The sequence below is a fragment of the Paenibacillus phytorum genome (assembly GCF_013141715.1).
GTDB classification, from domain to species: domain Bacteria; phylum Bacillota; class Bacilli; order Paenibacillales; family NBRC-103111; genus Paenibacillus_E; species Paenibacillus_E phytorum.
In genome coordinates this window covers 1-24,265 of sequence record NZ_WHOA01000098.1, presented here as the reverse complement: position 1 = coordinate 24,265, position 24,265 = coordinate 1, and the positions used below count along the sequence as shown (strand labels likewise).

The following is a 24,265-nucleotide window of genomic DNA, read 5'->3' as shown; positions in this document are numbered from 1 at the left end:
TCTCAATTAACCTTTCCACATAAGGGGAATAATTCCTTTTTTTATTCGTTGTAACTTTTTGTAAACCATGATACACATACAAAAACACGATATCGAATGCGGATTCGATCAAACTGGCGGCCATTCTAGACAATTTAGCTTGGAAAGATCAATCAACGACTGTCTGATAACACTAGAGCGTCTGCCGAGAACGTTTGCGCATCAGGATTTTTATGAATTTAATATTCTGTTGAATTCCGATCGTTTACAAAAAGGAAGGCTCGCCGTGATCGATTGGCAGTTCGCTAGCCTATCTGGAATTGGAGAGGATCTTGGCCGGTTCATAGGGTTATCCTTTAGCCGGGGGCATGTGCCGATTGACAAAGGCTGCCGTGGGACGTTCAGCAGCCTTAGCTCCACTAATGGGCAGCATAATTCTAAATCATGTGGTGTGAAGCGTACTAAATACATTTGACATTGGTTTGATATCAAACTATAATGTGGTTATGAAAAGTAGAGATGCCATTTCATTAATTTCCAAAATTAGAGAGAAAGTTAATCGGTTTATTGTAGCAGAGATGGTGAAGTATGGGATAGACGGTATTGGCACTTCGCATGGGGATATCATCTATGAGCTATTTAAGAAGCCCAGACTCACTATGGCGGACATTTCAAAAGGGATTAATAAGGATAAATCTACAGTCACAGCACTTGTTGACAAGTTGGTCCGGCTCGGATATGTGACAAAGGAAAGGGACAGAGAGGATACGAGGGTTGTTTATGTTGCTTTAACCCATAAGGGGAGTGAACTGAAACCGATCTTTGAATCAATATCTAAAGAAATGTTAGACGTGTTTTACTTAAACATCTCTGAAAAAGAAAAAGAAGATCTGCTTAACGTTTTAAAAAAGATTTATTACAACTTTTAAATTTTTTTAAATAAATAGTTTGATATCAAACTAAATGTTGAGGAGGAAATAATCGTGAAAGATTTTACGAAAGAATTGCCCGATCATACGGAGAAATACATTGGGGAAAACGATTTATTTTTAGAGATATTTGAGGGGGAAAACCTCCCGAAAGCAACTGAAAAAAGGCCTCCTTTACTTTTTGTACACGGTGCCTACTCAGGAAGTTGGATGTGGAGCAAATACATTCCTCACTTTATCAGTGAAGGGTGGAAATGCTATGTCATGAACTTGAGAAGTCACTACAAAAGCAGGCTGAAGGATATGACTAAGATAACTTTCGAGGATTATTTGGAGGATATAAAAGAGGTTATCGCTGACTGTGGTGTTTCACCGATTCTTATCGGATTTAGCATGGGGGGGATCTTGAGCCAGAAGTTGGCTGAAACCGTCGATATCTCAGGGTTGGTGTTGATCGATTCAGTCATAAGCAAAGAAGTTTATGAAGTAGTACCATACAAAGAATTAGCCGAGATGACACCCGACATCATATTGCCTGCCCCAGCCCGTGAAGAGCTTACAAGCATAGATGAAACGGCAGATGACATTGAATTTCAAAGAAAGTATCTGACAATGGAGTCATCAAAGGCATTTAGCGCTTTTTCCTTTTCAATCGAAACAAAGGGTATATCAATAGACAGCAGTTCAATTTCTTGCCCGTGCTTGGTCATCAAAGCAGTAAACAGTGAGGATGACGACCGCCGGGGTAAGGTGACAGCGGAGCACCTCCGTGCTGCATATAAAGGGCTTTGGAACACAACTCATACCGGCGTGCTCGTAGGGCAGAGATATATGGAATCAGTAGATACAATCATGGACTGGTTAAAAAGATTTTAAAATTGACGCTAGGCTAAGATAGCACACCTTAGAGTAGTGTATAATCAACATCCGGAGGACGGATATGGAGGCCCATGTAATCTCATAGACCCACTAAATTCATGCAAATTCACTTAACATTGCTCTGCGATATCGGAGTTGACGGTGAAAACTTTCTTGCTGCAAACCGCCGTGCGGCCGCCACGCACAGTACAACGGCGATATTCACTGCAACGATAGACCAACTGACTGACTCGTGCAATACGAGAGACGCAAGCAGCAGGCCGAAGAAAGGCTGGAGGAGTTGTAATTGTCCGACCGCCGCTATGCCGCCCTGGGCAAGACCACGATACCAGAATACAAAGCCGATGAGCATGCTGAACAGGGAGACATAAACAAGGCTGAAGAGAGCGGAACGACCTATACCTGCCCACGAGTCCGGCATGTAATAAAACGAGAGCAGTGACATAACGGGAAGCGACAGAACGAGCGCCCAGGAGATCACCTGCCAGCCCCCTAGCTTCCGTGACAGCCGCGCCCCTTCCGCATAACCGAGACCGCACACGATGATAGCAGCCAGCATGAACGCATCGCCGACCGGCGAAGATGTAAACCCCTGAGTTAGGGCGAATCCTGCCACAAGGGAGCTGCCTATAACTGAGAAGATCCAAAAGGTTGGTTGGGGGCGTTCACTGTCGCGCAGTACGCCGAAGATCGCCGTCGCAAGCGGCAGAAGTCCAATGAAGATAATGGCATGCGCGGATGTGACATACTGAAGAGCCAAGGCTGTCAGCAGCGGGAAACCCACTACCACGCCGAGTGCTACCACCAATAGCGGAACTATGTCGCTTCGGGCAGGCCGTTGTTGCCGGAAGACGAGGAGAAGCGCTCCCGCAAGCACGCCAGCGATTGCGGCGCGGCATACGGTGAGGAACAACGGATCAAAATCCACCACAGCCACGCGTGTTGCGGGTAGCGAGCCGCTGAAGATGAGTACGCCTAGGAAACCATTGATCCAGCCGCTTGTCGTTTTTTTCATTACAATCACCCCGAAATTTTATTTCATACGAAAATGCACTCGATACTTTAAAGTAACCATCTACGAAAAGATTCATATGATGCACCTTTGCATGATGATTACGCCTCCCATAATGACGCCAACTTTCATGTGCACACCTAGTTATCACATAAGTTGTTTGGCCGTCTGGCCGATAATTTCAATCCCTTTTCCGATATCATCATCCGGCACTCTCGAGAATCCGAGCCGCATCGTATGCCTTCCTCCGCCGTCTGTGTAAAACATATCGCCAGGCGTAAAAATTACCCCTTGGCTGGAACACGCGTTAAGCAGCGCCGTCGTATCGAAACACTCATCGAATTCGACAAACAGATGCAGGCCTCCGTCTCCCGATAGTCTTTTATAAGGGAGGTGCATTTCGCAGCAATGCTTCGTCCACTCGTATTTTCGTTTATATTCGGCACGGGCTTTTTTCAAATATTTCTCCAGATTGCCGTTATGGAGATATTGAAAGAGCACCGATTGATCAAGTGTCGAGGTGTGAATGCTGCGAGCCCGTTTGATGCTCTCCAGGTTATCGATCAGCCGGCAGTCCGCCAGAACCCAGCCAACCCGGAGGCCAGGGAAGAGCACTTTGGAGAAGCTCCCGATATAAACTACTCCATTGCCCTGTCCGGCCGTTGCGATTAATGGGGACACATGCGAACCCGAATAACGCAATTCTTCGTTGAAGCCGTCTTCGATGACCGGGATGCGGTGACGGGCCATGAGCTGCATGATCGCCAGTCTTTTCTCAGGGGACGTTACGATGCCAGTAGGATTGTGGTAGGACGGGATGAAATATGCGCAATCGTAAGCCTGTTCCTTCAATGCACGTTCTAGCTCGGTCAGATTGATGCCGTCACGCTCCATCGGAATGCCAGTAATGTCGAAGCCGTTCAGTTTCAAGTTTTTGATGGCGGTGTAATGGGTCGGGTTTTCGCAAATGACTGATCCGCCGTCTTTCCTGCGAAGGGCGGACATAACGATATCGAACGCTTCCGTGAAGCCGCTCGTTATCAGCATATCTTTCCCGCTAAGATCGACGCCCTTTTGCTCCATATATTTCAGCAAATAATCGATAAGCGGCTTATAACCTTTCGCGTAGCCGTAATTCAGCAGTACGCCCCCCTCCATCGCTATTCGGTCTAGAAAAGCGCGCTTTACATTGTCCAGATCGAACAACTTCTCGTCGGGCGCAATGCTGGTAAAGGAAATGACGCTTTTGTCTGCGCTAATGCCGCGTTTCATCCGGTCCAGTTCTACTGCTTGCCGCGCATATCCGTTTATACGTGTTTGCCAATCGATTTCGTAAGATGGGGCGGCTGCGCCCGGGGGAGCGGAAACTGCTGCAACATAGCTGCCTTTCCCCTGAACCGCATAGACGAATCCGTCCCCCTCCAGCTCGGCATAGGCGGAAATAACGGTGTTGCGGCTGACGGCGAGCAGCAAGCCGAGCTCGCGGGTGGAGGGAAGCTTCTGATGGGCTTGCAGGGATCCTTTTATAATCAGACGTTTCAAGTAATCTCTCACCTGGATATAGACCGGTCGGTCATCCGTGATCTTGAAGTCATTAAACATGTACATCACTCCTATATTCATGATGACACAGCTGGGGAGGGAAAAGAAAGAACCACGCCCCGGGATTTTTTGCCGGGGTGTGGTTCCGGAAGCGGGTTATTTGACATATCCCGTTTTAACAGGGGTGTATGTAACGACGATAGCGTATTTCGTTGCATTGTATCAGGCGTTAAGATTTTTAAGCTATTTTGACAAGAACAAAGCTTTCTCGGAAAGTGTTCATTATTCCTGTCTTTTTCTTTTTAAGATGAAAAGACAACGAATTTCCTCAGCTCTGCACAGATGTTCCGTTTAAGCTCCAGTAAGAGTTCATGATTTTATTTATTGTGGCTCTGCGCCCCATTCCATGATATATATGAAATGACTCAAATTTGACGAATGGAGTGAGATGAATGAAAATCGCCGCGCAATTGTATACTCTTCGCAGCTTTCTGAAAACCCCAAAGGACATCAGCGAAAGCTTGAAAAAAGTAAAGCAAATGGGGTACCAGGCCGTACAAGCTTCCGGTGTCGGACCGATCGACATTCAAGAATTTAAAGCGCTTGCTGATCAGGAAGGCTTGACGATCTGCGCGACGCACATCGGGTACAACGAGCTGTTGAACGATATGGATACCGTCATCGAGAAGCATAAAGCATGGAATTGCAAATATGTCGGTTTAGGCGGCCTCCCGCCGGAATTTCGCGAAAACAGCCAAGGTTACGCCACTTTCGCAAAACAAGCCTCGGAATTTGGGAGACAGCTGCAAAGTGCCGGGTTAAAGTTCATCTATCATAACCACGACTTTGAGTTCGCGAAATATGACGGAAAAACAGGCATGGAGATTTTATTTGAGGAGTCGGACCCAGATAGCGTGAATTTCGAGCTGGACGTTTATTGGGTGCAAGCTGGTGGGGCCGATCCAATCGAGTGGATTCGCAAGATGGAAGGAAGAATGAAAGTTGTTCATTTCAAGGACATGATTGTGACACCAGATCGGAAACAGCGTTTTTCGGAAGTCGGCGAAGGTAATATGAATTTCAAAGGGATTATTCAAGCATGCGAAGAGATCGGAGTGGAGTGGGCCGCGGTCGAGCAGGACGACTGTTATGACCGCAATCCTTTCGAAAGTTTGGAGATCAGCTTTGTCAATCTTGCAAAATTAGGGTTAAAAGCATAGATGAACTTATGCGTAAGATAATTTGAAATATGTAAAACTTCGACTACAGCATGTCTGTAGTCAAAGTTTTTTCTAAATTGCCCCTGTGTTGAAGTTACGGTGACTATAGGTCAATAAACGACCAGAACAAGGCTGCCGGTAGATCGGGAGGGGGGACATTACTTGCCTAAGAGAAAGTTAGTCATTTGGTCTGGCTTGATCATTTTTTCGATTTTCTTGACAATACTTGCACTGGCAAAGGAGTACCCCTTCTCTTTACCAAAGGCAATACTTTCCATAGAGACTGGTAATGCACGTTTAGTACCCCTTACATCAGATGCCAGTAAATTAATTGGGAGACGAGGACCATTCGAACAACAAATCACAGTTTTTTTGACTCAACGGGGCTGGAGGCATAAGGAAACACTTGGTGACCATATCATCTACGAAAAGGACAATGTTACTTTAAACGTCTATTCTCGTTTCCGAAGAGGTTACTGGTGGTACATTCTTGACAAAGCCCCATAAGCTGAAAGAAATGCTACGGGCAGGTGGATCGGATTTTCTGGGAGAAGCATGAATGACTTGGCTGCCCAAATCGTTTCTTGTGGCGAAGCCATAGTTTAACACCTTACATGTTTGCGTTTGAAACCAAGTTGTCCTTTATCTACTCCCTTTTGAATATTTTCGGAAGCATGTAGGAAACTGCTTTTTTTCTTGTCCCGTTTGACTTCTACTAGGCCTACTGCCTTTGCGGTCTTGACCGCCTTATCATGGAGCGGCAAATAGGATACCCCCACTGTGTAAATAAAATTATTCATAGCGATTTTAGTTCTTTCGGGAGAATCGTGAATCGTATTTCTCACAGTTTCAAGCATATTGGCAATTTTGCTTTCGGAAAATTCACCGTCCGGGCGATTACCCAAAAGCCAGCAGTAACAACTCCAGCCCGCTGACATTCTTAGTTCTTCGCCGCTTGCGATCCATTTATCGGCAACTTCTTGAGCAATATCTGCTTCTGCCAAGGTTACTGCTACAACATAATCGGACAGCATATAAAAATAAGCCGCATCCATCCAACGCTCAAAATCCGCTTCAGTCATTGCATTTGGGTCAGCAATTATGCCGGCAAAGTACATTGCGTCGTAGTTCCCTGTGGTGTAAAGCTGCTCAGCCAAAGGTTGATTTATTTTAATTTTCTTGGCGATGGGCTTCATACCGCCTGTAGCCACGCCAAAAAGCGGTTCGTGCGCGCCATTGGATACGTACATTTTCTTGGTTCGTTCCTTGCCGAGAGCTTCAAGCTCCTGCATAACCATTTCTACATTCATTGTTTAACACTTCCTTCTAATTGGAGGTTTTCCCTTAAGGTTTATGCTATCTATTAAGACTATATCAGATTTTGTAAGTATTTATAATGGCACTTCCATCTGAGCAGGAAGCAGATTCAGTCGGAGATATCCGCACCACCCAACCGGATTGTGACCAGGTCATTGTGCTAACGAGCAGGATACTGTAGTGATTATCTTGAATAAATTATGTATGAAAAACTAAAACAAATTCAATAGGTGTTCAGATTATGAAGAAAAAGACAAGAAAAATTATTGTAGGTGAAAAGGAATACTTATATGTGAAAATGGCTGGACTGGTGAAAACATTATAGAATTCCAAGACGTACTCGATATTATAAGTAAGTCGGGATATGACGTTTCATGGCTTAAACCAGAAAAAAGACTGGGGTAGCAGCTATGCAGCAGCGTTACGCTACGAAGAACGAGAGTTTTAAACATCAAAGATGAGGCGAAAATCACATAAGATTTATCATTTATTGCTGATTGATCAGGGAGTGTTAAATCCCTTGACATCAGAGAACTTTATAGTATTATTGAAATAATTGAATATGCTGAATTTTCTTATCAAGAGCAGGTGGAGGGACTAGCCCGATGAAACCCGGCAACCGACAAACCTTTGTTAAACAAGGAATGCACGGTGCTAATTCTTGCGGAGACGCTGTACTTAAGCGAATCTGGGAGATAAGAGTGAGGATATGACTTTGAATTTTTATGACCTTTCTCTAATTCCAGGGAAGGTCATTTTTGTTTGCATTAACAAACTAAACTAGTGTAATAGGAGGGACATGATGGCGATCACGATACCTGACAATCTGCCAGCCAAAGAGATTTTAAACCATAATTCGGTTATAGGTCTTTCGTTTGAAAGTTTGCAGCATTGTAAGATTACCCAAATAGAATGTTTTCGATTTGACAGTGAGCTTTCAAAAAAGCTCTTAATTGAACACAGCACAGATTATGTCTGTGGGCTAATTGCTATCTCTACAAAGACGGGAGCATGTGGGTTAAGAGAATTTGCGATCCCTTGTAAAAGCATGAAGTGTGATACGGTTTTGTGGGCTGCTCCTTTTCAGCGAATAAAAGGTTTGACCTTGGTTGAGAGCTTGAACTATGTTCGAAAAAAACAAGAGGCATGGGGACCCGTAAGATCCGAATTAATTGAGTCTGCATTAATGGATCTAAATGGAAAACTTGGACGGGCATCAAAAAATAACAAGGATCAAAGATACTTCTGGGATCGAGCATACTTATTTGACCATACGCAAGCGTACGTCTATTTCTAAAAAAATCGACAAACCAGGTGAAGATTTGGAAGACTTGATTAGCATCGGAACCATCGGACAGATCAAGGCGATAGGGTTGTTTAGTTTGTAATTATTACGTTATTAATGATATTAAAACGAAACCGGAACGGAAAACGATAATGAGCTGATGGAGAACTTTAGTTCAATAAGATCAAATGAAGGCTGCCGACAGCGTAGAAAGGTAGCCTTCTCAACGGGCAGAATTGTGGGAGGGTGAAATGCGACTTAAAATAAGCTTATTTTTTTCTTTTTTAATTTCTTCTACTTTATTTGTCGGTATTGTTTCAGCAGATTGGGCAAATATGGTTGTAGTCAATGACGGAAAAATATTCGTTATATTAGAAGAACATTTAGATCCAGATTGAAACAAATAAACCTTTAACTAATTTTCCATTTTAAAGATTTTTGTTATGTCGCTAACGAGGAACGATAGTGAAGAAGCTTGCCTCGGGCATTATCGCACTGAGGCTTTTTAACATGTAATCAAGGAGCCAAATGGCATAAAATCAATAGTTGACACGACACCAAATGGTGACCTATAATAAAAGTGTCACTAAATGGTGTCCAATTAGGAGTTAGCCATTTGGAAAGTTTGGAACCTGAATAAGTTTCACTTGAAACAATTATGAGGAGGTGATGAAATAAACGGCGGTCCCTTCGTACATCAATTGATTTATAATGCAGAAAATAAGATTTTTAGGAGGGGGCGTTATGAGCGAGAACAACCAATTGCGGGATGTTTTTGACGCGATTGCAGATCCGACTAGGCGACGACTAATTCGTCTGTTAGCAGAGGCAGAGGAGATACCGCTTCATGAATTAACGGCACAGTTTCAAATGGGCCGTACAGCGGTATCCAAGCATTTGACAATCCTTAAAGAAGCCGGACTGGTACTTGACCGAAAAGTCGGCAGAGAAACGCGATTTAGGCTAAACGCCTCTCCACTCAGAGAAATTCAAGATTGGGTGGCTTTCTACGGCAAGTTCTGGAGTACGAATATGTTGCGCTTGCACCAACTATTAGAGGAGGAAGAAGAATGAGTTTAGTATTATCCTTGGATTTTCAGTACACGACATCGATCGAGAAGCTTTGGTCCGCCTTAACCGATTCAAGCAAGCTTGCCAAGTGGGTGGTCAACATCCACAATGGTCAGGCGATGGATAATGATTTTGAGCCCGTCGTAGGACACCGTTTTCAGTTTCGCACTCAGCCGTCCGAATATTGGGATGGCATTATTGACGGCGAAGTGCTTATCGTGGACGCACCAAACCGGGTGTCCTATACTTGGGCCAGCGGAGGGGAGAATCACACGGTCACCTGGACGCTGCAGGATTTAGGGGACGGAAAGGTTAACCTTCATCTCGAACAAACCGGATTCGCCAATGCTCAAGGTCTCGAAGGCGCTAGGTATGGCTGGGGTAAATGGTGCGGCGAGCTTGAAAAGGTATTGGCCTAGTTGTAAATGGAAGGAGAGCCTTATGAATATCATATTCGTTATTTTACAAAGTTTTCTGCTCGTCTCCATGGCCTTTGGCGGCGGAAGCAAGCTGGCTGGTGCGAAAAATTTTGTTGAAATGTTCGAGTCGATTAAACTGCCGCAATGGTTTCGAGTTGTTACTGGGCTCGTTCAACTAGCTGGGGCAGTCGGACTTGTTATCGGATACTGGAATCCGGTAGCAGCCGTATGGGCTGGCATTTGGATTGGCATTACGATGCTGGTGGCATGCCTTTCACATTTCAGAGTCAAGCATCCTGTTGGAAGTGCGATACCGGCCTTTGTGATTACTTTGATTGCAGCGACTCTGGTAGTCGTGCACCAGGTAGCATGAAGAAAAAGCGGATCAAAGGCAACAAATGGGCCGCCATTGTACTGAACATGTCAAAACCCTCCAAACGCAAATAGTGATTGGAAAGTATTCACATTCCTTTCCGAAGAGCCTATTTTCCACCAAAGGTGAGTATGCAAATCTATTATAGCAAAATGTAGGAGAGCCCACTATGCAGGGCTCTTTTTCATTTCCCAAAATGAGGCGTCAACATGGCGAGTACTAAGCAAAACCAGTTCTTTCGATGAAATGAACACGTCCTGTTGCAATACTGTTCAGGATAAAATTTGGGTGACCGATCCAGAGGAGAACCCGTGGGTTGTGTTTTATACCTATAGGGACAGCGAGTTTGAAGCTGCGGAGGAAACAGCATCCCCAACTACGCCATAATTCCGTTTGACATTCCATAGACGAAGTTGTTCCAAAATCGCCTCTGCAACTGTAAGGGTAGAAGGGCTCGTCGATAACTTTGTTGGCATCCGTTATTCTCCTCACAAATTGTTTTTGAATTTATCCATAACTATTTCCGTCCCATTGATAGAAAGCTAGCATCTCAATGTCAATATCGAGCCCAATTCCACTCCCACAAGGTACAGAGATTTCACTATTTGATGGTTGAATTGGAATTAATTTTGCAAAAGGATTATCCATTACGTCCCATTCTAAAGGTTCGATTGAGTCTTTTTCCATCTTGCCCCAAGGCTCCAAACAAGAATGAGCGAAAATGGCATATAGGCGAGATAATGCACCATCATATGAATGTGGTGTTACGCGGATTCCAAAACTTCTAGCAAGGCTTAATGTTTCCCTGTAACCGTCAATGCCAGTCACATGCAGAGGATCTGGAGTGATAAAATCCAGAGCTTGTTGGAGAAAAATAGGGACAAAATCTGCTGCTTTTTCGATATTCTCACCGCCGGCCAGCGGAGCAGACAAACGCTTTCTTAGCAATACGTATTCAGCAATGCGTCCGATCTCCAGCGGCTCTTCAAACCATAGAAGATTAGGCCAAGTATCGAGCAGAGACTGCCAGCGTAAAGCAGCAGTTACGTCATAGCTTTGATTGGCGTCCAACGCCAAATCGATCTTTCCTTGTAACAATGTCTGAACCATCTCGATATGCTGTTGGTCTTCGAGGATTGATTTTCCACCTATCTTTACCTTAATCTTGTCAAATCCTTGAATGATTGCTTGCTCAATAGCTCTCAGGGAATGCTTTTGCCAATTTGCATCTTCTGAATAGGACTGAAACGAAGCATATATAGGCACTTTCTCTCGAAACTTGCCTCCCCAAAGGTCACACACAGATAAACTGCACGTTTTGGCCATAATCTCTGTTAATGCCATACTAACAGCAGCAGCCGAACGAGAATGCCATTTTTTCAATGTCCGGACCAAGGTAATCCTATCAGCTACTGACTTACCGATCAGATAGGGAATTATTCGTTCTTGAAAGCCTTTATGTAAGGTTGGCAGCCAATCAACGCATTCTCCCCAACCTTCGACACCTATGTCAGTCGTTATCCGGATCAGATAACAAGTACGATACGTTTTCAAACCGTTGGCATCCCCATATGGCTTGGGAAGAAGATAGAAGAGTGGAAATGTTTCGATTTTACGAATCAGCAAGGAGTTATACCCTTTCAAATTATGATGTGTTGTACAAGTATGATTTATTAAAAAAGGGATAATTATACAATAAATTAAAGTTACGTCCGTAGAGACACAGCCTTTGTTAATATATGTAATAATTTTTCGAGAAGCAGGAAATAATTAGTTGCGAATATATTGTTTATGAAACGAGGTATAGCATGAATTGGCACATATGGTCCATTGATCGGACTCTCATTCTGTTCGTCAGTTTGGCATTTTTAGCTCTCGGTATCCAAGTGACGATGTTTCATTATCGGCAAAATTTTCACCATAAATCAATGTGGGTGCCCGTCATTTCAGCTCCCATTTTTTTTATAACGGGCATGATTTTGACCTGGTATAATGCTGATTGGCTGCATAGTTTGTTTTTGGTTCTAATGTGGTTGGGCGTATTATTTGGCTTGGTTGGTTTCTATTTCCATTTTCGGGGAGTAGGGGTTCGGGTTGGGGGATGGGCGTTACGCAACTTTCTCATCGGCCCGCCAATTATGCTTCCTTTATTGTTCTCCGCTATGAGTGTTCTCGGGTTGATAGCAATGTATTGGGAGGTGAGGTGATTCTATGCTAAAGCAAAGCTACTACCTCTTTTACGATGTCATGAATGAGTTGGATGAGTGGGATGACCATACCCAAACGATTGTAACTTCCCGTTTGAAATCGAACAAAAGCTTTCATTTTCTTACGGCCATCGAGGCTGAAATGGTTAGACGAATCAGTTCACTTTTGGTGAGCGTTGAAAAGCCGGCGTCTCTGAGGCCCCAGAGCTATTAGGTCAGGACTTCAGGCAATCGAACAGGGGGTGCAATCACACTTACGCACTAATTTGGGACAATTGGATCCATGGGAGGCGAAACCGGAACAATGATGAAACGAAAATATATGAATGAAGAAGTAGATATAGTTATTGTTGGGGCAGGGGCAGCCGGAGGCGTGCTCGCCAAAGAATTGAGCGAAGCCGGAATGAGTGTGGTCGTCCTGGATGCGGGTCCATTTCGTGATACTCAAAAAGATTTAGCAAGTGATGAGCTGTCTATGCAAAACTTAGGATGGCAGGATACTCGAATCGTGGATGGAAATAACCCTTTAACGATGGGGCACAACAATTCCGGTCGGGGTATCGGCGGAGGGACGGTGCACTTTACGGCTGTGTTTTTACGATTTCATGATGCAGATTTTAAAGCGAAGACAATGGATGGTGTTGCGGATGATTGGCCGATAAGCTATGAGGATCTAGAGCCTTACTATGCCAGAACCGAAAAGGAAATTGCCGTATCTGGGCCTAAGCATTTTCCATGGGGGAAGGGAGCCTCTAAGTCCGAACGCTTATATGTTTATGAACGGTTGTGAGAAGCTTGGGATCCGCTCTGCTGTAGCACCACTTGCTATACTTTCTGCACCGTTTGAAGGCCGTCCTCCATGCATCAATCGAGGCTTCTGCAATCAAGGATGTATGCCTGACGCTAAATTCAGCACACTCATCGTTCATATTCCTAAAGCAATCAAAGCTGGAGCAGAAGTGTTGGCCGATTGCATGGTGACGCAGGTGTTAATGGGAAAAGATGGGGTAGCGAAAGGAGTCGCCTTCGTACATGAGGGAACAACTTATGAGCAAAAAGCTAAAATCGTGATTTTGTCTGCCTTTGTTGTAGAAACGCCCCGATTGCTTCTTAACTCTGCAAATGCTCAGTATCCGGATGGGCTAGCCAATAGTAGCGGTTGGGTTGGGAAATCTATCATGGTTCACAGCTCTCAAGACGTCTATGCCAGATTTGAGGATGAAATCAGAATGTATAAGGGTACACCCGTGTTAGCTACAACTCAAGATTTTTACCGTACTAATCCCAAAAACAACTTTACTCGTGGTTATACCCTTCATTCTCATGGATCGAGGCCGGTCGAGTTTTCCAAAGCCATTTCACAAATGGAAGGTGGACCCGTATGGGGGGAGCGTCTCAGGGAGACGTTATTGAATTATAATTATTACGGGAGAATTACTTTGGTAGGCGAAGTACTACCGAGTCCAATGAACCGGGTCACGCTAGTGGATGAAAAAGATGAGTACGGTTTGCCGCGCGCAAAAGTAACATTCAGTTATGGTGATAACGATCAGAAACTCATTGAACATGCGGTCTGTAATATGAGTACAATACTCGAGGCGGCGGGTGGGAAAGTCGAATACGTCGTTCCTGACACCGCTCATATGATGGGGGGCTGCCGTATGGGGAATGACCCGAAATCTTCAGTGGTCAATTCTTTTGGACAAACCCATGACATTCCTAACCTATTTATATGCGATGCGAGTATTTTTGTAACTTCGGGCGCCGGGAATCCTACGAATACGGTGATGTCTCTTGCTCTGAGAACTGCGGAATACATTAAAGAGAAAGCAAAACAGTTTGAATTGTTGAGGGCGAGGTCGGTTTAGCCGTCCTTTTTGTATACGTTCAGATAATGTTAATGGAAAAACTAAATTAAAAGATGGGTTTAATTGAAATGAACGTTCAAATAAAATCTATTATTAGCGATACAGGATTTGTATGGAAAACCGCTTTAGCAGCGGCACTCTCATGGGAATTAGCTAGATGGGCTGGATCGAATCATCCATACCTAGCCCCGCTTACAGTAATATTATGCATTCAGACAACGGTTAGCCAATCCATCAAATTTGCTTGGCAGCGCATCCTAGGTACGATTGTCGGCGTTGCTTTCACTGCCTCATTAGCTCCATATATGGGGTTAACTGGCTTGAATATTGGACTGATGATCATACTGGGATCCATAATTGTCAAGTTATTAAGGTTAGATAATGTCGTGATGAGTCAAGTTGCTCTTAGCATTTTGTTAGTCATGTACTTTCAAAATAAGATGCCTACTTATCCTTTTGATCGCATTCGTGATACTGTTATCGGAGCTGCAGTTGCTTTGCTAATCCACATACTACTATTCCCACCCGATTCCGTTAATAAAGTTAAAAGCCATATGAGCAAATTTGCGGACCATTTAACTACGTGTTTTTTCAAGACTGCTCAATGGGTTGAAGCCGGTTGCTCCTCGACGGAATCACGGGACATGAAAAAAGAAATTCAACAGTTATTCCAAGAACTGCATCAAGCTACGACCGAGATGGATAAGGCGAATCAAAGTCTTTGTTATAATCTTTTCGCTTCAGTAAAACGTGATACTTTAAAGCGGCAAACTCAGCATTTGCTACAACTCCGTCTGGGCTTTGCCAATCTCTCAGATATGATACGGATTTTTACTGACTGGTCCGAAAGTGAGCACTGGATTACAGAGGATCAAAAGATTTGGGCGGACCATTTATACACCATTGCCTTACATGTGAAAGAATGGAATTCACATCTCGATAACATAACCAATTCCAACCTCACTTCTTGTACTCCTGTCCCTATTATCAAAACACCTTTCACTCTTGAGAAATATCAGTACCCTCTTGCTTTGTATAATAATGCTAACCAGATTATTCAAGATTTCCAAAAGTTCAGCAATTAGTGACTGAAGGATAAACATATGCAAAAAATGAAATACGTTTAACGAAAAGCTCCCGTTAAAGGCCAGATATTCCTTACACAAAGGAATATCTGGCTTATTATTTTTTTGAAACGCAAGTGGAGCGAACAGGATCAGTAACAGGATTGATAAGGTCTTTTATTTATGGCTGGATTAATATGGTCAATAGATCTGTAATATATATGGACTATAGGAGAAAATGTGAAATATTCATTAGTTAGAGGAGGGGACTATGAACGAACGATCAATTGGAAAAAGCACGATTAGGAAGGAATCTTGGGAAAAGGTAACCGGAACAGCCAAATATGCGGATGACTTTTCGAAAATTGGATTACTACACGCCAAATTAGCGGTCAGTCCTCACGCCCATGCAAAAATCATATCCATTGATTCGTCGGAGGCCAGAAAAGTTCCAGGTGTGAAAGCAGTCATTATAGGCAAAGATCATCCAATTCTAACGGGTTCACCTTTAGAAGACCGCCCCCCCATTGCAATTGATAAAGTCAGATATTATGGTGAACCCGTTGCAATTGTCGTCGCGGAACAAGAATACGCTGCTGAGATGGCAGCATTACTAATCAAAGTGAATTATGAACTTTTACCTGTCCTCCACTCCCCAATGGAAGCCTATCAACAAGGTGCTCCTCTCCTTCATGAGCATCTTGCCACTTACAAACGCCAAGAAGAGGTCTACCCGGAGCCTGGAACAAATATTGCTAACCGAACTAAAATACGTAAAGGGAATATGGAGGAAGGTTGGAACCATAGTGATCATATCATGGATGTTCACGTTACCTTACCACAGTCAGACCATGCAGCTATGGAAACACGATGCTGTACTGCGGAAATTTCACCTGAGGGAAAAGTGATTATTTCTTCCGCATCACAATCCCCCTATGTCATCCGAAGAACAATCAGTCATTCTTTTCACATTCCTCTTCAAAAAGTTATCGTTCATACACCTTTGGTCGGAGGATCGTTTGGTGGAAAAGCCGCCATTCAGTTGGAATTTCTCGCCTATTTGGCTTCCAGTGCTGTTGGAGGAAAAACCGTTAAACTCGTCAATTCCAGAGAACAGGATATGATTTCCTCCCCCGTTCATATTGGACTAGACGCTAAAATTAGACTTGGTTGTACGCACGAAGGGAAACTTATGGCAGCGGAAATACTATATTTATATGATAGTGGAGCCTATTCGGATCGGGGAGCAGTGATGAGTAAAGCGGGAGCCAGCGATTGTACGGGGCCCTATAGGATTGATAATGTTCATTGCGACTCTTTATGTATGTATACAAACCATCCATATGCTACGTCATTTCGCGGATTCGGTCATCCGGAGCTAACATTCGCGATGGAAAGATGCATGGATTTATTGGCGGAACGAATGGATATGGATCCTTTAGAGTTTCGTTTCATAAACGCTATCGGAATAGGGGATACCACGCCGACACAAACCATTCTGGACAGAAGTAACGTGGGCAATTTGCCCATGTGCATTGCAAAATTGAAAACGTTAATCCTTTGGGATAACTCGCCCATAATAAAGCAAGAAGGTCACTTCATTAAGGCGAAAGGAGTGAGCTGTTTTTGGAAAAATTCAAGTACGCCGACAGATGCTGGGGCAGGGGCTATTGTTATGTTTAATCCCGACGGAAGTATCAATCTGTTATGTGGAGCCGTAGAATTCGGTCAAGGTACGAGGACAGCACTTACTCAAATATTAGCTGAACGGTTGCGCATGGATGATCAGATGATACATATTTCCATGAGTGTGGATACCGAATTTGATCCCCAACATTGGAAAACTGTGGCAAGTAGAAGCACATTCTTAGTTGGGAATGCCGTTCTTGCAGCAGCTGAGGATGCCATCATACAGCTAAAAGATATAGCATCTCAAGTACTAGAATGCTCTCCGGACGAGTTGGATGTTGGTAAGGGAAGAGTATTCTTCAAAAATGGTTCCGACATCGGGATAGAAGTTGAGAAAATCGCCAATGGATATAAATTCCCTGATGGCCACACGATAGGTGGACAGGTAATCGGACGCGGGAGTTACACCATGCGAAATTTAACGTTACTGGATCCGGATACGGGTAAAGGAAACCCCGGTCCTGAGTGGACGGTAGGCGCGCAGGCAGTTGAAGTAGAATTGGACACGAGAGAGTATACCTATAAAATCATGAATGCGGCAACTGTCATCGACGCTGGTAAGGTGATCAATCCAGAATTTGCCCGGAGCCAAATCACCGGCGGTATGAGTATAGGCTTGAGTCTAGCCAGTCGGGAAGTATTTCTTAGTAATGATAGTGGGAGCATATTAAATCCGCAGCTACGGACATACAAGTTGATTCGCTATGGAGAGCAGCCGGAGTACTTTGTTGATTTTGTCGAGACTCCTCATTTAGAAGCGCCTTACGGATTGCGTGGAATCGGCGAACATGGTGTGATTGGAATGCCTGCCGCATTGGCGAACAGCTTGTCGATTGCCATCGGCGTAGGACTTAATCAATTACCTCTAACGCCTGAAGTGATCTGGAGGACGGTCCATGATTCCTTTTGATTTTGAATATTATAAACCTACTTCAGTTCAAAAGGCCGTGGAATTATTTCAGTATCTGCAAACGCAGGGGAAAAATCCTCTGTTTTTTTCAGGTGGAACTGAAATTATTACATTTGCCCGTAGAAATTTCATTCACCCAAGAGCAGTTGTCGATTTGAAGGCTATACCAGAGAGTAACGTTTCTGAATTACAAAAAGATGGTCTGGTCATCGGATCTTGTGTCTCGTTATCGAGTTTATCCGCATCGAATCTGTTCCCGCTACTCAAAGCAGCTGCCCAGGGAGTCGCGGATCAAACGGCACGGAATAAAATTACGCTCGGAGGGAACATTTGCGGTGAAATCTATTATCGGGAGGCTGTCCTCCCGCTGCTGTTGGCAGATAGTAGAATGGTCATAGCAGGACCACAAGGGATAAAAGAGATTCATATTCATCATGCTTTTATACAACGAATGAGATTGGAGAAGAATGAATTTCTATTACAAACTATTACAGATCGTGAATACTTATCTTTGCCATATATTCATTTCAAAAAAAGGCAAATTGGTAATGTAGGCTATCCTCTCGTTACCGTGGCTGCGTTAAAAAAGGAAAAACAGATTCGCATAGCATTTAGCGGCGTTTGCGCATTCCCTTTTCGATCTAATGAAATCGAACAAATATTAAACAACTCAAGATTGTCCTTAGCAGAGAGAATTGATCAAATAATCTGGAACCTTCCGGCTCCGGTTTTAAATAATACGGAAGGCTCTGCCGATTATCGAACGTTTGTACTCAAGAATACGTTATTCGAAACAGTAAAAAAATTAGAAGGGAGGTAAAGTATGTCACTACAGGAAAACAGTGTGTATCCAGTGAAATTTCAAATTAACGGAGAAAGAAAGACTATACAGGCACGAGGTGCAGATACTCTGCTGTATGTGCTTCGAGAAGGTCTCGGTTTGACAGGGAGTAAACCCGGTTGTGACAATGGCGATTGTGGCGCTTGTACAATATTGATTAACGATCTCCCAATGAAAGCCTGCCTCATACTCGCAGTGGAAGCGGAAGGGCAGCATATAACAACGATTGAGGGATTGAAACATTCTCCTGTACAACAGGCCTTTGTTCAAAAGCAGGCGTTCCAATGCGGATACTGCACTCCCGGGTTTATTATGAACTGTCATGGATTGGCGAATTTACATCCAAATGCAAACGAGGAAATGGTTCAGTTATGGCTTGAGTCCAACATTTGCAGGTGCACGTCTTATGTAGAAATTCATGAAGTAATGAAAACGATCTTTGCTTTTAATAGTCGTATAGAACCAAAATCGTTTGGGGATTGAAGTAGGCATGGAGGTTTGAAAAAATCACTATAAAATAAAACCACTTTTTCTGAGAATACTTCATCACTTGTGTGGATACCTAGGTCAAATTCCTTTAAACATTCATAGTTTGAGTAAACTGAGATAAAGGAGTTAAGACATGGAAAAGATACCTGTAACAGGTTTTGTATTTCACTCAAACGACTCATTATCAGATCATTCGCATGGATTGTATATTACTTCTTGGGATGGCAGGCCATATTTGCATCGGCATATGTTTTCAGGAATTACTTCATTAAACGATGGGCATGTACACGAATACGTTGGCCTTACTGAACCAGCTCCGACAGGCGTCCCTCACTTTCATCGTTATCATACTGTTACTTCCATGAATGACGGTCACACTCATATTATTGAAGGAGCAACAGGCCCGGCAATCGATCTTCCCACTGGAGGGCATGTTCATTATTTTGAAGGATTTACAACTATAAGCGGCATGCATCCACATACTCATCATTATAAAGGAACCACAGGAAATGAAGTTGGTTAGGCTGTCAGGAGTGGGCAAACTAAACTATTCATTTATAGACAATTTCCGAAAAGTTGTTGCAGCAATTCTATGGCCAAATAGGGAGAATGATCACTTCCGACAAGTCACAACAAAATGCCAGAGTAACACATCCGCTTCACATACAATATGATATGTCTAAAGAGGTGAGACGTTGGCAGTTGTAAAAGCCAGGGAACAGGATATTGATATGTTGGCAAGGTTGCTTCGAGCCGAAGCTGTGGGCGAAGGCGAAACGGGTATGCTGCTTGTTGGAAATGTTGGCATTAACCGAATACGAGCGAATTGCTCCGATTTTAAAGGACTTCGGACAATTCCCCAAATGATCAACCAGCCGCATGCATTCGAAGCGCTGCAACATGGCATGTATTATCAAAACGCAAGAGAGAGAGAACGCCGTCTGGCGCGGCGGGCTGTGAATGGGGAGCGGCTTTGGCCGGGCAAATTTTCCCTCTGGTATTTTCGACCGGGAACGTTCGAAAATCCCGCGCCATGTCCGCCGACCTGGTATAATCAGCCACATGCAGGACGATACAAGAAGCACTGTTTTTATGAGCCAACCGCGAAAGAATGTCAAAATGTATATAATACGTTTTAATTTTTATTAACGTATACAAGTTCAAGTCATCACTCCATAAATGGGAGGGGAATGGTCCCGTTCTATGGCTTCAAGAAACGATAGATACATGGAACAACTTAAGCAGGTCGCCGTGGCGACCTGCTTTTTCATTTACGAACGGGCAGTTTAGTGGAATAATGCACACGTTGAGAAAAAATTACAGATTACCCTAGAAATCTCTGTCATTAAGAGGAGATGGACGGGGGGGGGGATGAGCGATATCTCTTGAAAACGCAAAACGCAGCCCAAGCAGGCTACGTTCACTTAAATGCTGACCGTTGTTTAAATAAGGCTCGCAATATCACTTGAATCAAAGGTATGTTTTTTTCCACATACATTGCACACAATCTCCAATAGACTGTTATTTTCATAGGCATTCGCCAGTTCTTCCTTGTCCAAGGCATATAGCATGGGATATAGGATCTCTTTAGAGCATCCACAAAACAAACGTACGGGCTCAATGCCTACAGTGTAGATGTCTTCAAATATCGAGTAAGGAAGTTCTTTAAAAGTCTTGCTGTTTTCTGGATCTATCAAGTACGATTGATGATCTGATATTACGTTTCTTATTCTATGAATAAGACGAACCGGAGCGCCCGGAAGCAGTTGGGCCATAACTCCCCTGCTTAACACAATCTCGTTTTTTTCATTGAAAACTATGTGTACTGAAAACCATGAAGGAGTCTGTTCGCTTTGTTTAAAATAATGTGACATATCATCAACAATATTCCCGTATGGCATATCTGTGATACCTGTAAATACGTTGTTCATTCCTATATCGGTCGTGACCTGAATACATCCTCTAGCACCTATCAACTGTTCGATCGATAAATTGTTCAAATAGTCTGAAGGCGCGTTTAATAATTCATCACTAATATAACCGCGTACGTTTCCCATAGAATCGACATCTGCAAAGATTTTATAATTATGATTGCTAGCTTTTACTTTTAGACTAATCCGTTGAGTGCCCTTTAGAATTCCTGTTAGCATACTTGCGACGGATACGGTTTTGCCAAGTGCGGTTTTAAGGAGTTTATTCATCTGATCATGATTGCAAACAGCTCTGATCAGATCAGTATTTTCCACAAATAGGATGCGGGCTTGTTTATTATAGGCTAATGTTTTAATTAAGTAATTATCCATTTGAATCAAAATCCTCTCCATGATTTCTTATGTTGATGTTTTTACTAGGGTACTTTATAGTATAAATCCTGACGTAACGTCAGGTTCAAGGCGTTTTTTTTACGTGCTATCCAAAGATTGTTATAAGATCTGCCTTTATGGTTATTCTTGTTATTCTGAACCTGATGAATTTTATTAAGAATAATGCGTACATGGATACAACGCAGTTAAAGTTATTGGAGGGATCTGTATGGAGAATCGGAGTTGGAAGATAGGAGAAATCGCAAAACGAACAGGTCTAACCATACGAAGCCTGCATCATTATGATCAGATCGGATTGTTCTCACCATCCCGGGTTACCGAATCCGGGCACCGCCTATATACAGATGCTGATGTTACTAGGTTGCATCAAATTATATCGCTTAAGCAGCTGGGGTTTGCTCTAGAGGAAGTCAAAGTAATGATTAATAACCCTGATTATAATCTAACAGATATGCTGAAGATGCAGCTTTCCCGATTAAACGAGCAAATAAGCATACTGGTAGAGTTACGTGTTCGTTTGCATGATATATTTGAACTGTTAGATTCAGGGCAATCGGTATCAAGCGAACGGTTTATGATGGCAATGCAAATGATGAGGATCATTCAGAGCCCACATTTTAAGCCGGGGCAAGCAGAAGAAATAAAAAATCTGTTCAAATCATTAGGCGAGAATGAGCTGGAGAAAAGTTTTGCAGAAGGGAAGCGACTCATTGCTGAATTCCGTAAATATAAAAATATGGGCAAACTTCCGGATGATCCTGAAGTCGCTTCTTTAGCGGAACGTTGGAAGCAAGAAGTAGACTCCTTTGCTCCTGCAGATGCTGAGTTTATACAATCGGCAGAACAGTATTATAGTGAGAATCCAGAAGACGCAGTACAACATGGAATTGATGGCGAGCTCTACGAGTATATTAAGAAAGCTGTATCATTTATTTGAACTAGGGATTTGGGCAGTGCAACTAACTACTGCGGTAGAGCACATCGCTGGAAACTATTTAGGTCAGGGCTTCAGTCCGCTCGCAGGAGCGTTAGCGACGAGCATGGCGTCTGAATCTACCGCTAAAAATGGGCAGAATATTGAAATTAGTGAATATAATTGAGGAATGAAATTCTTATACCAGGATGGGAAGAAGTACCGAGGTCAGGTATATACGTTAAATGAGATTTACCAGGTAATAAATGAGTTTGGATTACCTCAAGAATGGAATCCTCAGGGTAATAATGGATCGGAAAGGTACATAGAAGTACAAGTTTGGGCTGGTTGCTAAACTAACGATAACGAAAGCTTATTAAAACAACAACGAGGCTGCCGCGAGAATGATCGGTAGCCTCGTTAAGCTATCGGGCATGATAGTTCAAGATCAAGTGCGGGTCAGTTGATTAAAGATGCTCTTTCAGCAATTTTCTTTATACTGTCCAATGTTTCTTCCCAGTTCTTATCTGAATGTTCGTACATAGTCCAAGTACAAAAGTTACTGTGTTTTAATTTTATTATTGTTATGTTATCTTGGTTTAATAACGTAAATTTGATGATTGAATAGTTTTCAGGGGTGTCATCTGTGCCGGAGAGACCACTCCAGTAGTCATACGAGAAAACTTTGGGAGCTTCCAACTCCAATAGATGTCCTTTATCTTCGAAAACTTTGCCATCCCAACTGAATGAAAAGGAAATCGGATGGCCAATCTTCCAATCAGTCTTGATTGTGACTCCCAGCCATTGTTTAATAAAATCAGGGTCAGTTAAGACATTCCAAACAGTATCTGCTGCTGCAACAATTCCTCTTTGTTTGTCAATGGATAACATGTTGCTCATAATCTCAAACCTTTCTTTATTAAATTTAATGGTCAATATAATCGTTCCAATATGAAATATTACAACATGAGGAAAGAGAAGTATCGTAAAAATGCGACAGGAGGTAAAATAATGGCAGCTGAAATAAAACCAATCGGTATGTTAAACAATCAATCCGCAGTGGTTACGAGAAGCCTCAGCAGGAAGTATTCTTGTCAATATCCATGATTATACGTTTTCTGATAAAAAAATTAGGTTTTAGTCGCCCGAATGTAATATAGAAGAACTGAATTGGGGAAGCAAGATAGCATCCCAATTATAAAAAGACATAAAGGAGAGATAGAGATATGACGGAATTCTGGGAATCAAGTTTTATAGAAAAACAAACGATGTGGGGATTTGAACCTACAGACTCCGCAATCGTGACAAAGGACTTTTTCCTTGAAAGGAATGTTAAGGACATACTGGTACCAGGTATTGGATATGGCAGAAATGCAAAGGTTTTTATTGACAATGGAATAAATGTAACAGGTATTGAGATTTCAAAAACAGCGATTGATTTGGCGAGGCAAAACGGGCTTGATATTAGTATTTTTCATGGTTCAGTAACTGACATGCCTTTTGATAACAAACTCTATGACGGTATATTTTGCTATGCACTTATTCACTTATTGAATAATCGTGAGAGAGATAAGTTTATTAAAGATTGCTATAATCAGTTAAAGCCAAATGGATATATGATTTTTACAACTGTTTCAAAAAAAGCCCCAATGTTTGGAAAGGGCAAACAATTGGATAAAGACTATTTCGAGATAATGGAAGGCGTAAAAATGTTTTTTTATGATTCTGACTCCATAAAACAAGAATTTGAAAAATATGGACTGGTAGAGTTTTCAGAAATTGACGAGCCAAGTAAGAATATGAAAAATAAGCCTCCAGTAAATTTTATAATTGTAAAATGTAAGAAAAAACTATAAAGATAATCATATATTTTCAACACTATTCTAAAACATAGCCTTATAGAAAAAAGTATCCCACTGAGTACGAAAAAAAAT

Annotated in this window: 28 protein-coding genes, 1 pseudogene and 1 riboswitch; of the genes and pseudogenes, 22 read left to right on the top strand and 7 right to left on the bottom strand. The window is 42.8% G+C overall.

Going from position 1 to position 24,265, the window contains the following annotated elements:
• Window positions 1-67: 67 nt before the first annotated feature.
• From GC098_RS14935 to GC098_RS14925, 3 genes are read left to right on the top strand one after another with little or no spacing between them, the layout of a single operon-like run.
• A complete protein-coding gene (locus tag GC098_RS14935; protein ID WP_171643941.1) occupies window positions 68-454 on the top strand; it encodes a phosphotransferase in 387 nt (128 codons plus the stop codon).
• A gap of 31 nt (window positions 455-485) precedes the next feature.
• Window positions 486-908: a MarR family winged helix-turn-helix transcriptional regulator gene (locus GC098_RS14930; protein ID WP_171643940.1), complete on the top strand. Its 423-nt coding sequence runs from the start codon at window positions 486-488 to the stop codon at window positions 906-908.
• Between the two features lie 54 nt (window positions 909-962).
• The gene (locus GC098_RS14925) at window positions 963-1,784 is read left to right on the top strand and encodes an alpha/beta fold hydrolase (protein WP_171643939.1); all 822 of its coding nucleotides are present in this window, start codon (window positions 963-965) and stop codon (window positions 1,782-1,784) included.
• A 109-nt stretch (window positions 1,785-1,893) separates the two neighbouring features.
• Here the strand turns inward: GC098_RS14925 and GC098_RS14920 are convergent, their stop codons facing one another.
• Both GC098_RS14920 and GC098_RS14915 read right to left on the bottom strand, forming a co-directional pair.
• Window positions 1,894-2,802: a DMT family transporter gene (locus GC098_RS14920; RefSeq protein WP_171643938.1), complete on the bottom strand. Its 909-nt coding sequence runs from the start codon at window positions 2,800-2,802 to the stop codon at window positions 1,894-1,896.
• A 144-nt stretch (window positions 2,803-2,946) separates the two neighbouring features.
• The gene (locus GC098_RS14915) at window positions 2,947-4,401 is read right to left on the bottom strand and encodes an aminotransferase-like domain-containing protein (protein ID WP_171643937.1); all 1,455 of its coding nucleotides are present in this window, start codon (window positions 4,399-4,401) and stop codon (window positions 2,947-2,949) included.
• Here GC098_RS14915 and GC098_RS14910 point away from each other — a divergent pair.
• Together GC098_RS14910 and GC098_RS14905 are read left to right on the top strand one after the other, a co-directional pair.
• On the top strand, window positions 4,400-4,696 hold the full coding sequence (locus tag GC098_RS14910) for a DUF2975 domain-containing protein (RefSeq protein WP_171643936.1): 297 nt from the start codon (window positions 4,400-4,402) through the stop codon (window positions 4,694-4,696). The two genes, GC098_RS14915 and GC098_RS14910, sit on opposite strands and share 2 nt — an antisense overlap.
• A 97-nt stretch (window positions 4,697-4,793) precedes the next feature.
• Entirely contained in the window at window positions 4,794-5,561 is a 768-nt protein-coding gene (locus GC098_RS14905) for a sugar phosphate isomerase/epimerase family protein (RefSeq protein ID WP_216625283.1), read from the top strand.
• Between the two features lie 602 nt (window positions 5,562-6,163).
• Here the strand turns inward: GC098_RS14905 and GC098_RS14900 are convergent.
• A complete protein-coding gene (locus tag GC098_RS14900; RefSeq protein ID WP_171643935.1) occupies window positions 6,164-6,871 on the bottom strand; it encodes a DNA alkylation repair protein in 708 nt (235 codons plus the stop codon).
• A 579-nt stretch (window positions 6,872-7,450) separates the two neighbouring features.
• Window positions 7,451-7,580, top strand: a riboswitch (SAM riboswitch).
• A gap of 100 nt (window positions 7,581-7,680) precedes the next feature.
• Here GC098_RS14900 and GC098_RS14895 point away from each other — a divergent pair.
• The 5 genes from GC098_RS14895 (at window position 7,681) to GC098_RS14875 (ending at window position 10,026) form a co-directional block, all read left to right on the top strand.
• Window positions 7,681-8,175: a hypothetical protein gene (locus GC098_RS14895; RefSeq protein WP_216625285.1), complete on the top strand. Its 495-nt coding sequence runs from the start codon at window positions 7,681-7,683 to the stop codon at window positions 8,173-8,175.
• Between the two features lie 239 nt (window positions 8,176-8,414).
• Window positions 8,415-8,561, top strand: a complete 147-nt coding sequence (locus tag GC098_RS14890; protein ID WP_171643934.1) for a hypothetical protein — start codon at window positions 8,415-8,417, stop codon at window positions 8,559-8,561.
• Window positions 8,562-8,907: 346 nt separating this feature from the next.
• A complete protein-coding gene (locus GC098_RS14885; protein ID WP_171643933.1) occupies window positions 8,908-9,237 on the top strand; it encodes an ArsR/SmtB family transcription factor in 330 nt (109 codons plus the stop codon).
• Complete coding sequence (locus GC098_RS14880; RefSeq protein WP_171643932.1) at window positions 9,234-9,653, top strand: SRPBCC family protein; 420 nt, start codon at window positions 9,234-9,236, stop codon at window positions 9,651-9,653. The genes GC098_RS14885 and GC098_RS14880 overlap by 4 nt, the downstream gene beginning before the upstream one ends.
• Window positions 9,654-9,675: 22 nt before the next feature.
• Entirely contained in the window at window positions 9,676-10,026 is a 351-nt protein-coding gene (locus GC098_RS14875; protein ID WP_171643931.1) for a DoxX family protein, read from the top strand.
• Between the two features lie 329 nt (window positions 10,027-10,355).
• On the opposite strand, the gene GC098_RS14870 is transcribed toward GC098_RS14875, so the two are convergent.
• The gene (locus GC098_RS14870; protein WP_171643930.1) at window positions 10,356-10,502 is read right to left on the bottom strand and encodes a hypothetical protein; all 147 of its coding nucleotides are present in this window, start codon (window positions 10,500-10,502) and stop codon (window positions 10,356-10,358) included.
• A 31-nt stretch (window positions 10,503-10,533) separates the two neighbouring features.
• Window positions 10,534-11,652, bottom strand: a complete 1,119-nt coding sequence (locus tag GC098_RS14865; RefSeq protein WP_171643929.1) for a mandelate racemase/muconate lactonizing enzyme family protein — start codon at window positions 11,650-11,652, stop codon at window positions 10,534-10,536.
• Window positions 11,653-11,834: 182 nt separating this feature from the next.
• Here GC098_RS14865 and GC098_RS14860 point away from each other — a divergent pair, with 182 nt between their 5' ends.
• The 9 genes and pseudogenes from GC098_RS14860 to GC098_RS14820 all read left to right on the top strand — a co-directional run bounded on the left by GC098_RS14860 (window position 11,835) and on the right by GC098_RS14820 (window position 20,233).
• Complete coding sequence (locus tag GC098_RS14860; RefSeq protein ID WP_171643928.1) at window positions 11,835-12,233, top strand: hypothetical protein; 399 nt, start codon at window positions 11,835-11,837, stop codon at window positions 12,231-12,233.
• 4 nt (window positions 12,234-12,237) lie between these two features.
• Entirely contained in the window at window positions 12,238-12,447 is a 210-nt protein-coding gene (locus GC098_RS14855) for a hypothetical protein (RefSeq protein ID WP_171643927.1), read from the top strand.
• Window positions 12,448-12,537: 90 nt separating this feature from the next.
• A pseudogene (locus GC098_RS14850) lies at window positions 12,538-14,101 on the top strand (GMC family oxidoreductase).
• A 53-nt stretch (window positions 14,102-14,154) separates the two neighbouring features.
• Window positions 14,155-15,186, top strand: coding sequence for an FUSC family protein (locus GC098_RS14845; RefSeq protein WP_246358619.1), 1,032 nt, complete (start codon window positions 14,155-14,157; stop codon window positions 15,184-15,186).
• A gap of 250 nt (window positions 15,187-15,436) precedes the next feature.
• A complete protein-coding gene (locus GC098_RS14840) occupies window positions 15,437-17,764 on the top strand; it encodes a xanthine dehydrogenase family protein molybdopterin-binding subunit (protein ID WP_171643926.1) in 2,328 nt (775 codons plus the stop codon).
• On the top strand, window positions 17,751-18,584 hold the full coding sequence (locus GC098_RS14835; RefSeq protein WP_171643925.1) for an FAD binding domain-containing protein: 834 nt from the start codon (window positions 17,751-17,753) through the stop codon (window positions 18,582-18,584). The genes GC098_RS14840 and GC098_RS14835 overlap by 14 nt, the downstream gene beginning before the upstream one ends.
• 3 nt (window positions 18,585-18,587) lie before the next feature.
• The gene (locus GC098_RS14830) at window positions 18,588-19,088 is read left to right on the top strand and encodes a (2Fe-2S)-binding protein (RefSeq protein WP_171643924.1); all 501 of its coding nucleotides are present in this window, start codon (window positions 18,588-18,590) and stop codon (window positions 19,086-19,088) included.
• 139 nt (window positions 19,089-19,227) lie between these two features.
• Window positions 19,228-19,617: a YmaF family protein gene (locus GC098_RS14825; RefSeq protein ID WP_171643923.1), complete on the top strand. Its 390-nt coding sequence runs from the start codon at window positions 19,228-19,230 to the stop codon at window positions 19,615-19,617.
• Window positions 19,618-19,789: 172 nt separating this feature from the next.
• Window positions 19,790-20,233 (top strand): cell wall hydrolase, encoded by a 444-nt coding sequence (locus GC098_RS14820; protein ID WP_171643922.1) that lies wholly within the window; start codon window positions 19,790-19,792, stop codon window positions 20,231-20,233.
• Between the two features lie 303 nt (window positions 20,234-20,536).
• On the opposite strand, the gene GC098_RS14815 is transcribed toward GC098_RS14820, so the two are convergent.
• Window positions 20,537-21,397 (bottom strand): Hsp33 family molecular chaperone HslO, encoded by an 861-nt coding sequence (locus GC098_RS14815; RefSeq protein ID WP_216625282.1) that lies wholly within the window; start codon window positions 21,395-21,397, stop codon window positions 20,537-20,539.
• Between the two features lie 229 nt (window positions 21,398-21,626).
• Between GC098_RS14815 and GC098_RS14810 the strand changes: the two genes are divergently transcribed.
• Window positions 21,627-22,355, top strand: a complete 729-nt coding sequence (locus GC098_RS14810; protein WP_171643920.1) for a MerR family transcriptional regulator — start codon at window positions 21,627-21,629, stop codon at window positions 22,353-22,355.
• Between the two features lie 16 nt (window positions 22,356-22,371).
• Window positions 22,372-22,518 carry a hypothetical protein gene (locus GC098_RS14805; protein WP_171643919.1) on the top strand — a complete coding sequence of 49 codons (147 nt, stop codon included), beginning with the start codon at window positions 22,372-22,374 and terminating at the stop codon, window positions 22,516-22,518.
• A gap of 272 nt (window positions 22,519-22,790) precedes the next feature.
• Here GC098_RS14805 and GC098_RS14800 read toward each other — a convergent pair whose 3' ends face one another.
• The gene (locus GC098_RS14800) at window positions 22,791-23,222 is read right to left on the bottom strand and encodes an SRPBCC family protein (RefSeq protein WP_216625281.1); all 432 of its coding nucleotides are present in this window, start codon (window positions 23,220-23,222) and stop codon (window positions 22,791-22,793) included.
• Between the two features lie 335 nt (window positions 23,223-23,557).
• Here GC098_RS14800 and GC098_RS14795 point away from each other — a divergent pair, with 335 nt between their 5' ends.
• Window positions 23,558-24,187 (top strand): class I SAM-dependent methyltransferase, encoded by a 630-nt coding sequence (locus tag GC098_RS14795; protein ID WP_171643917.1) that lies wholly within the window; start codon window positions 23,558-23,560, stop codon window positions 24,185-24,187.
• Window positions 24,188-24,265: the final 78 nt, after the last annotated feature.

What these genes read in the sequence shown, in the direction of transcription:
- GC098_RS14935 (WP_171643941.1), top strand. Translation starts at nt 68, where the DNA reads ATGATACACATACAAAAACACGATATCGAATGCGGATTCGATCAAACT.
- GC098_RS14930 (WP_171643940.1), top strand. Translation starts at nt 486, where the DNA reads ATGAAAAGTAGAGATGCCATTTCATTAATTTCCAAAATTAGAGAGAAA.
- GC098_RS14920 (WP_171643938.1), bottom strand. Translation starts at nt 2,802, where the DNA reads ATGAAAAAAACGACAAGCGGCTGGATCAATGGTTTCCTAGGCGTACTC.
- GC098_RS14910 (WP_171643936.1), top strand. Translation starts at nt 4,400, where the DNA reads ATGTACATCACTCCTATATTCATGATGACACAGCTGGGGAGGGAAAAG.
- GC098_RS14915 (WP_171643937.1), bottom strand. Translation starts at nt 4,401, where the DNA reads ATGTTTAATGACTTCAAGATCACGGATGACCGACCGGTCTATATCCAG.
- GC098_RS14905 (WP_216625283.1), top strand. Translation starts at nt 4,794, where the DNA reads ATGAAAATCGCCGCGCAATTGTATACTCTTCGCAGCTTTCTGAAAACC.
- GC098_RS14900 (WP_171643935.1), bottom strand. Translation starts at nt 6,871, where the DNA reads ATGAATGTAGAAATGGTTATGCAGGAGCTTGAAGCTCTCGGCAAGGAA.
- GC098_RS14895 (WP_216625285.1), top strand. Translation starts at nt 7,681, where the DNA reads ATGGCGATCACGATACCTGACAATCTGCCAGCCAAAGAGATTTTAAAC.
- GC098_RS14890 (WP_171643934.1), top strand. Translation starts at nt 8,415, where the DNA reads ATGCGACTTAAAATAAGCTTATTTTTTTCTTTTTTAATTTCTTCTACT.
- GC098_RS14885 (WP_171643933.1), top strand. Translation starts at nt 8,908, where the DNA reads ATGAGCGAGAACAACCAATTGCGGGATGTTTTTGACGCGATTGCAGAT.
- GC098_RS14880 (WP_171643932.1), top strand. Translation starts at nt 9,234, where the DNA reads ATGAGTTTAGTATTATCCTTGGATTTTCAGTACACGACATCGATCGAG.
- GC098_RS14875 (WP_171643931.1), top strand. Translation starts at nt 9,676, where the DNA reads ATGAATATCATATTCGTTATTTTACAAAGTTTTCTGCTCGTCTCCATG.
- GC098_RS14870 (WP_171643930.1), bottom strand. Translation starts at nt 10,502, where the DNA reads ATGCCAACAAAGTTATCGACGAGCCCTTCTACCCTTACAGTTGCAGAG.
- GC098_RS14860 (WP_171643928.1), top strand. Translation starts at nt 11,835, where the DNA reads ATGAATTGGCACATATGGTCCATTGATCGGACTCTCATTCTGTTCGTC.
- GC098_RS14855 (WP_171643927.1), top strand. Translation starts at nt 12,238, where the DNA reads ATGCTAAAGCAAAGCTACTACCTCTTTTACGATGTCATGAATGAGTTG.
- GC098_RS14845 (WP_246358619.1), top strand. Translation starts at nt 14,155, where the DNA reads ATGGGTTTAATTGAAATGAACGTTCAAATAAAATCTATTATTAGCGAT.
- GC098_RS14840 (WP_171643926.1), top strand. Translation starts at nt 15,437, where the DNA reads ATGAACGAACGATCAATTGGAAAAAGCACGATTAGGAAGGAATCTTGG.
- GC098_RS14835 (WP_171643925.1), top strand. Translation starts at nt 17,751, where the DNA reads ATGATTCCTTTTGATTTTGAATATTATAAACCTACTTCAGTTCAAAAG.
- GC098_RS14830 (WP_171643924.1), top strand. Translation starts at nt 18,588, where the DNA reads ATGTCACTACAGGAAAACAGTGTGTATCCAGTGAAATTTCAAATTAAC.
- GC098_RS14825 (WP_171643923.1), top strand. Translation starts at nt 19,228, where the DNA reads ATGGAAAAGATACCTGTAACAGGTTTTGTATTTCACTCAAACGACTCA.
- GC098_RS14815 (WP_216625282.1), bottom strand. Translation starts at nt 21,397, where the DNA reads ATGGATAATTACTTAATTAAAACATTAGCCTATAATAAACAAGCCCGC.
- GC098_RS14810 (WP_171643920.1), top strand. Translation starts at nt 21,627, where the DNA reads ATGGAGAATCGGAGTTGGAAGATAGGAGAAATCGCAAAACGAACAGGT.
- GC098_RS14800 (WP_216625281.1), bottom strand. Translation starts at nt 23,222, where the DNA reads ATGTTATCCATTGACAAACAAAGAGGAATTGTTGCAGCAGCAGATACT.
- GC098_RS14795 (WP_171643917.1), top strand. Translation starts at nt 23,558, where the DNA reads ATGACGGAATTCTGGGAATCAAGTTTTATAGAAAAACAAACGATGTGG.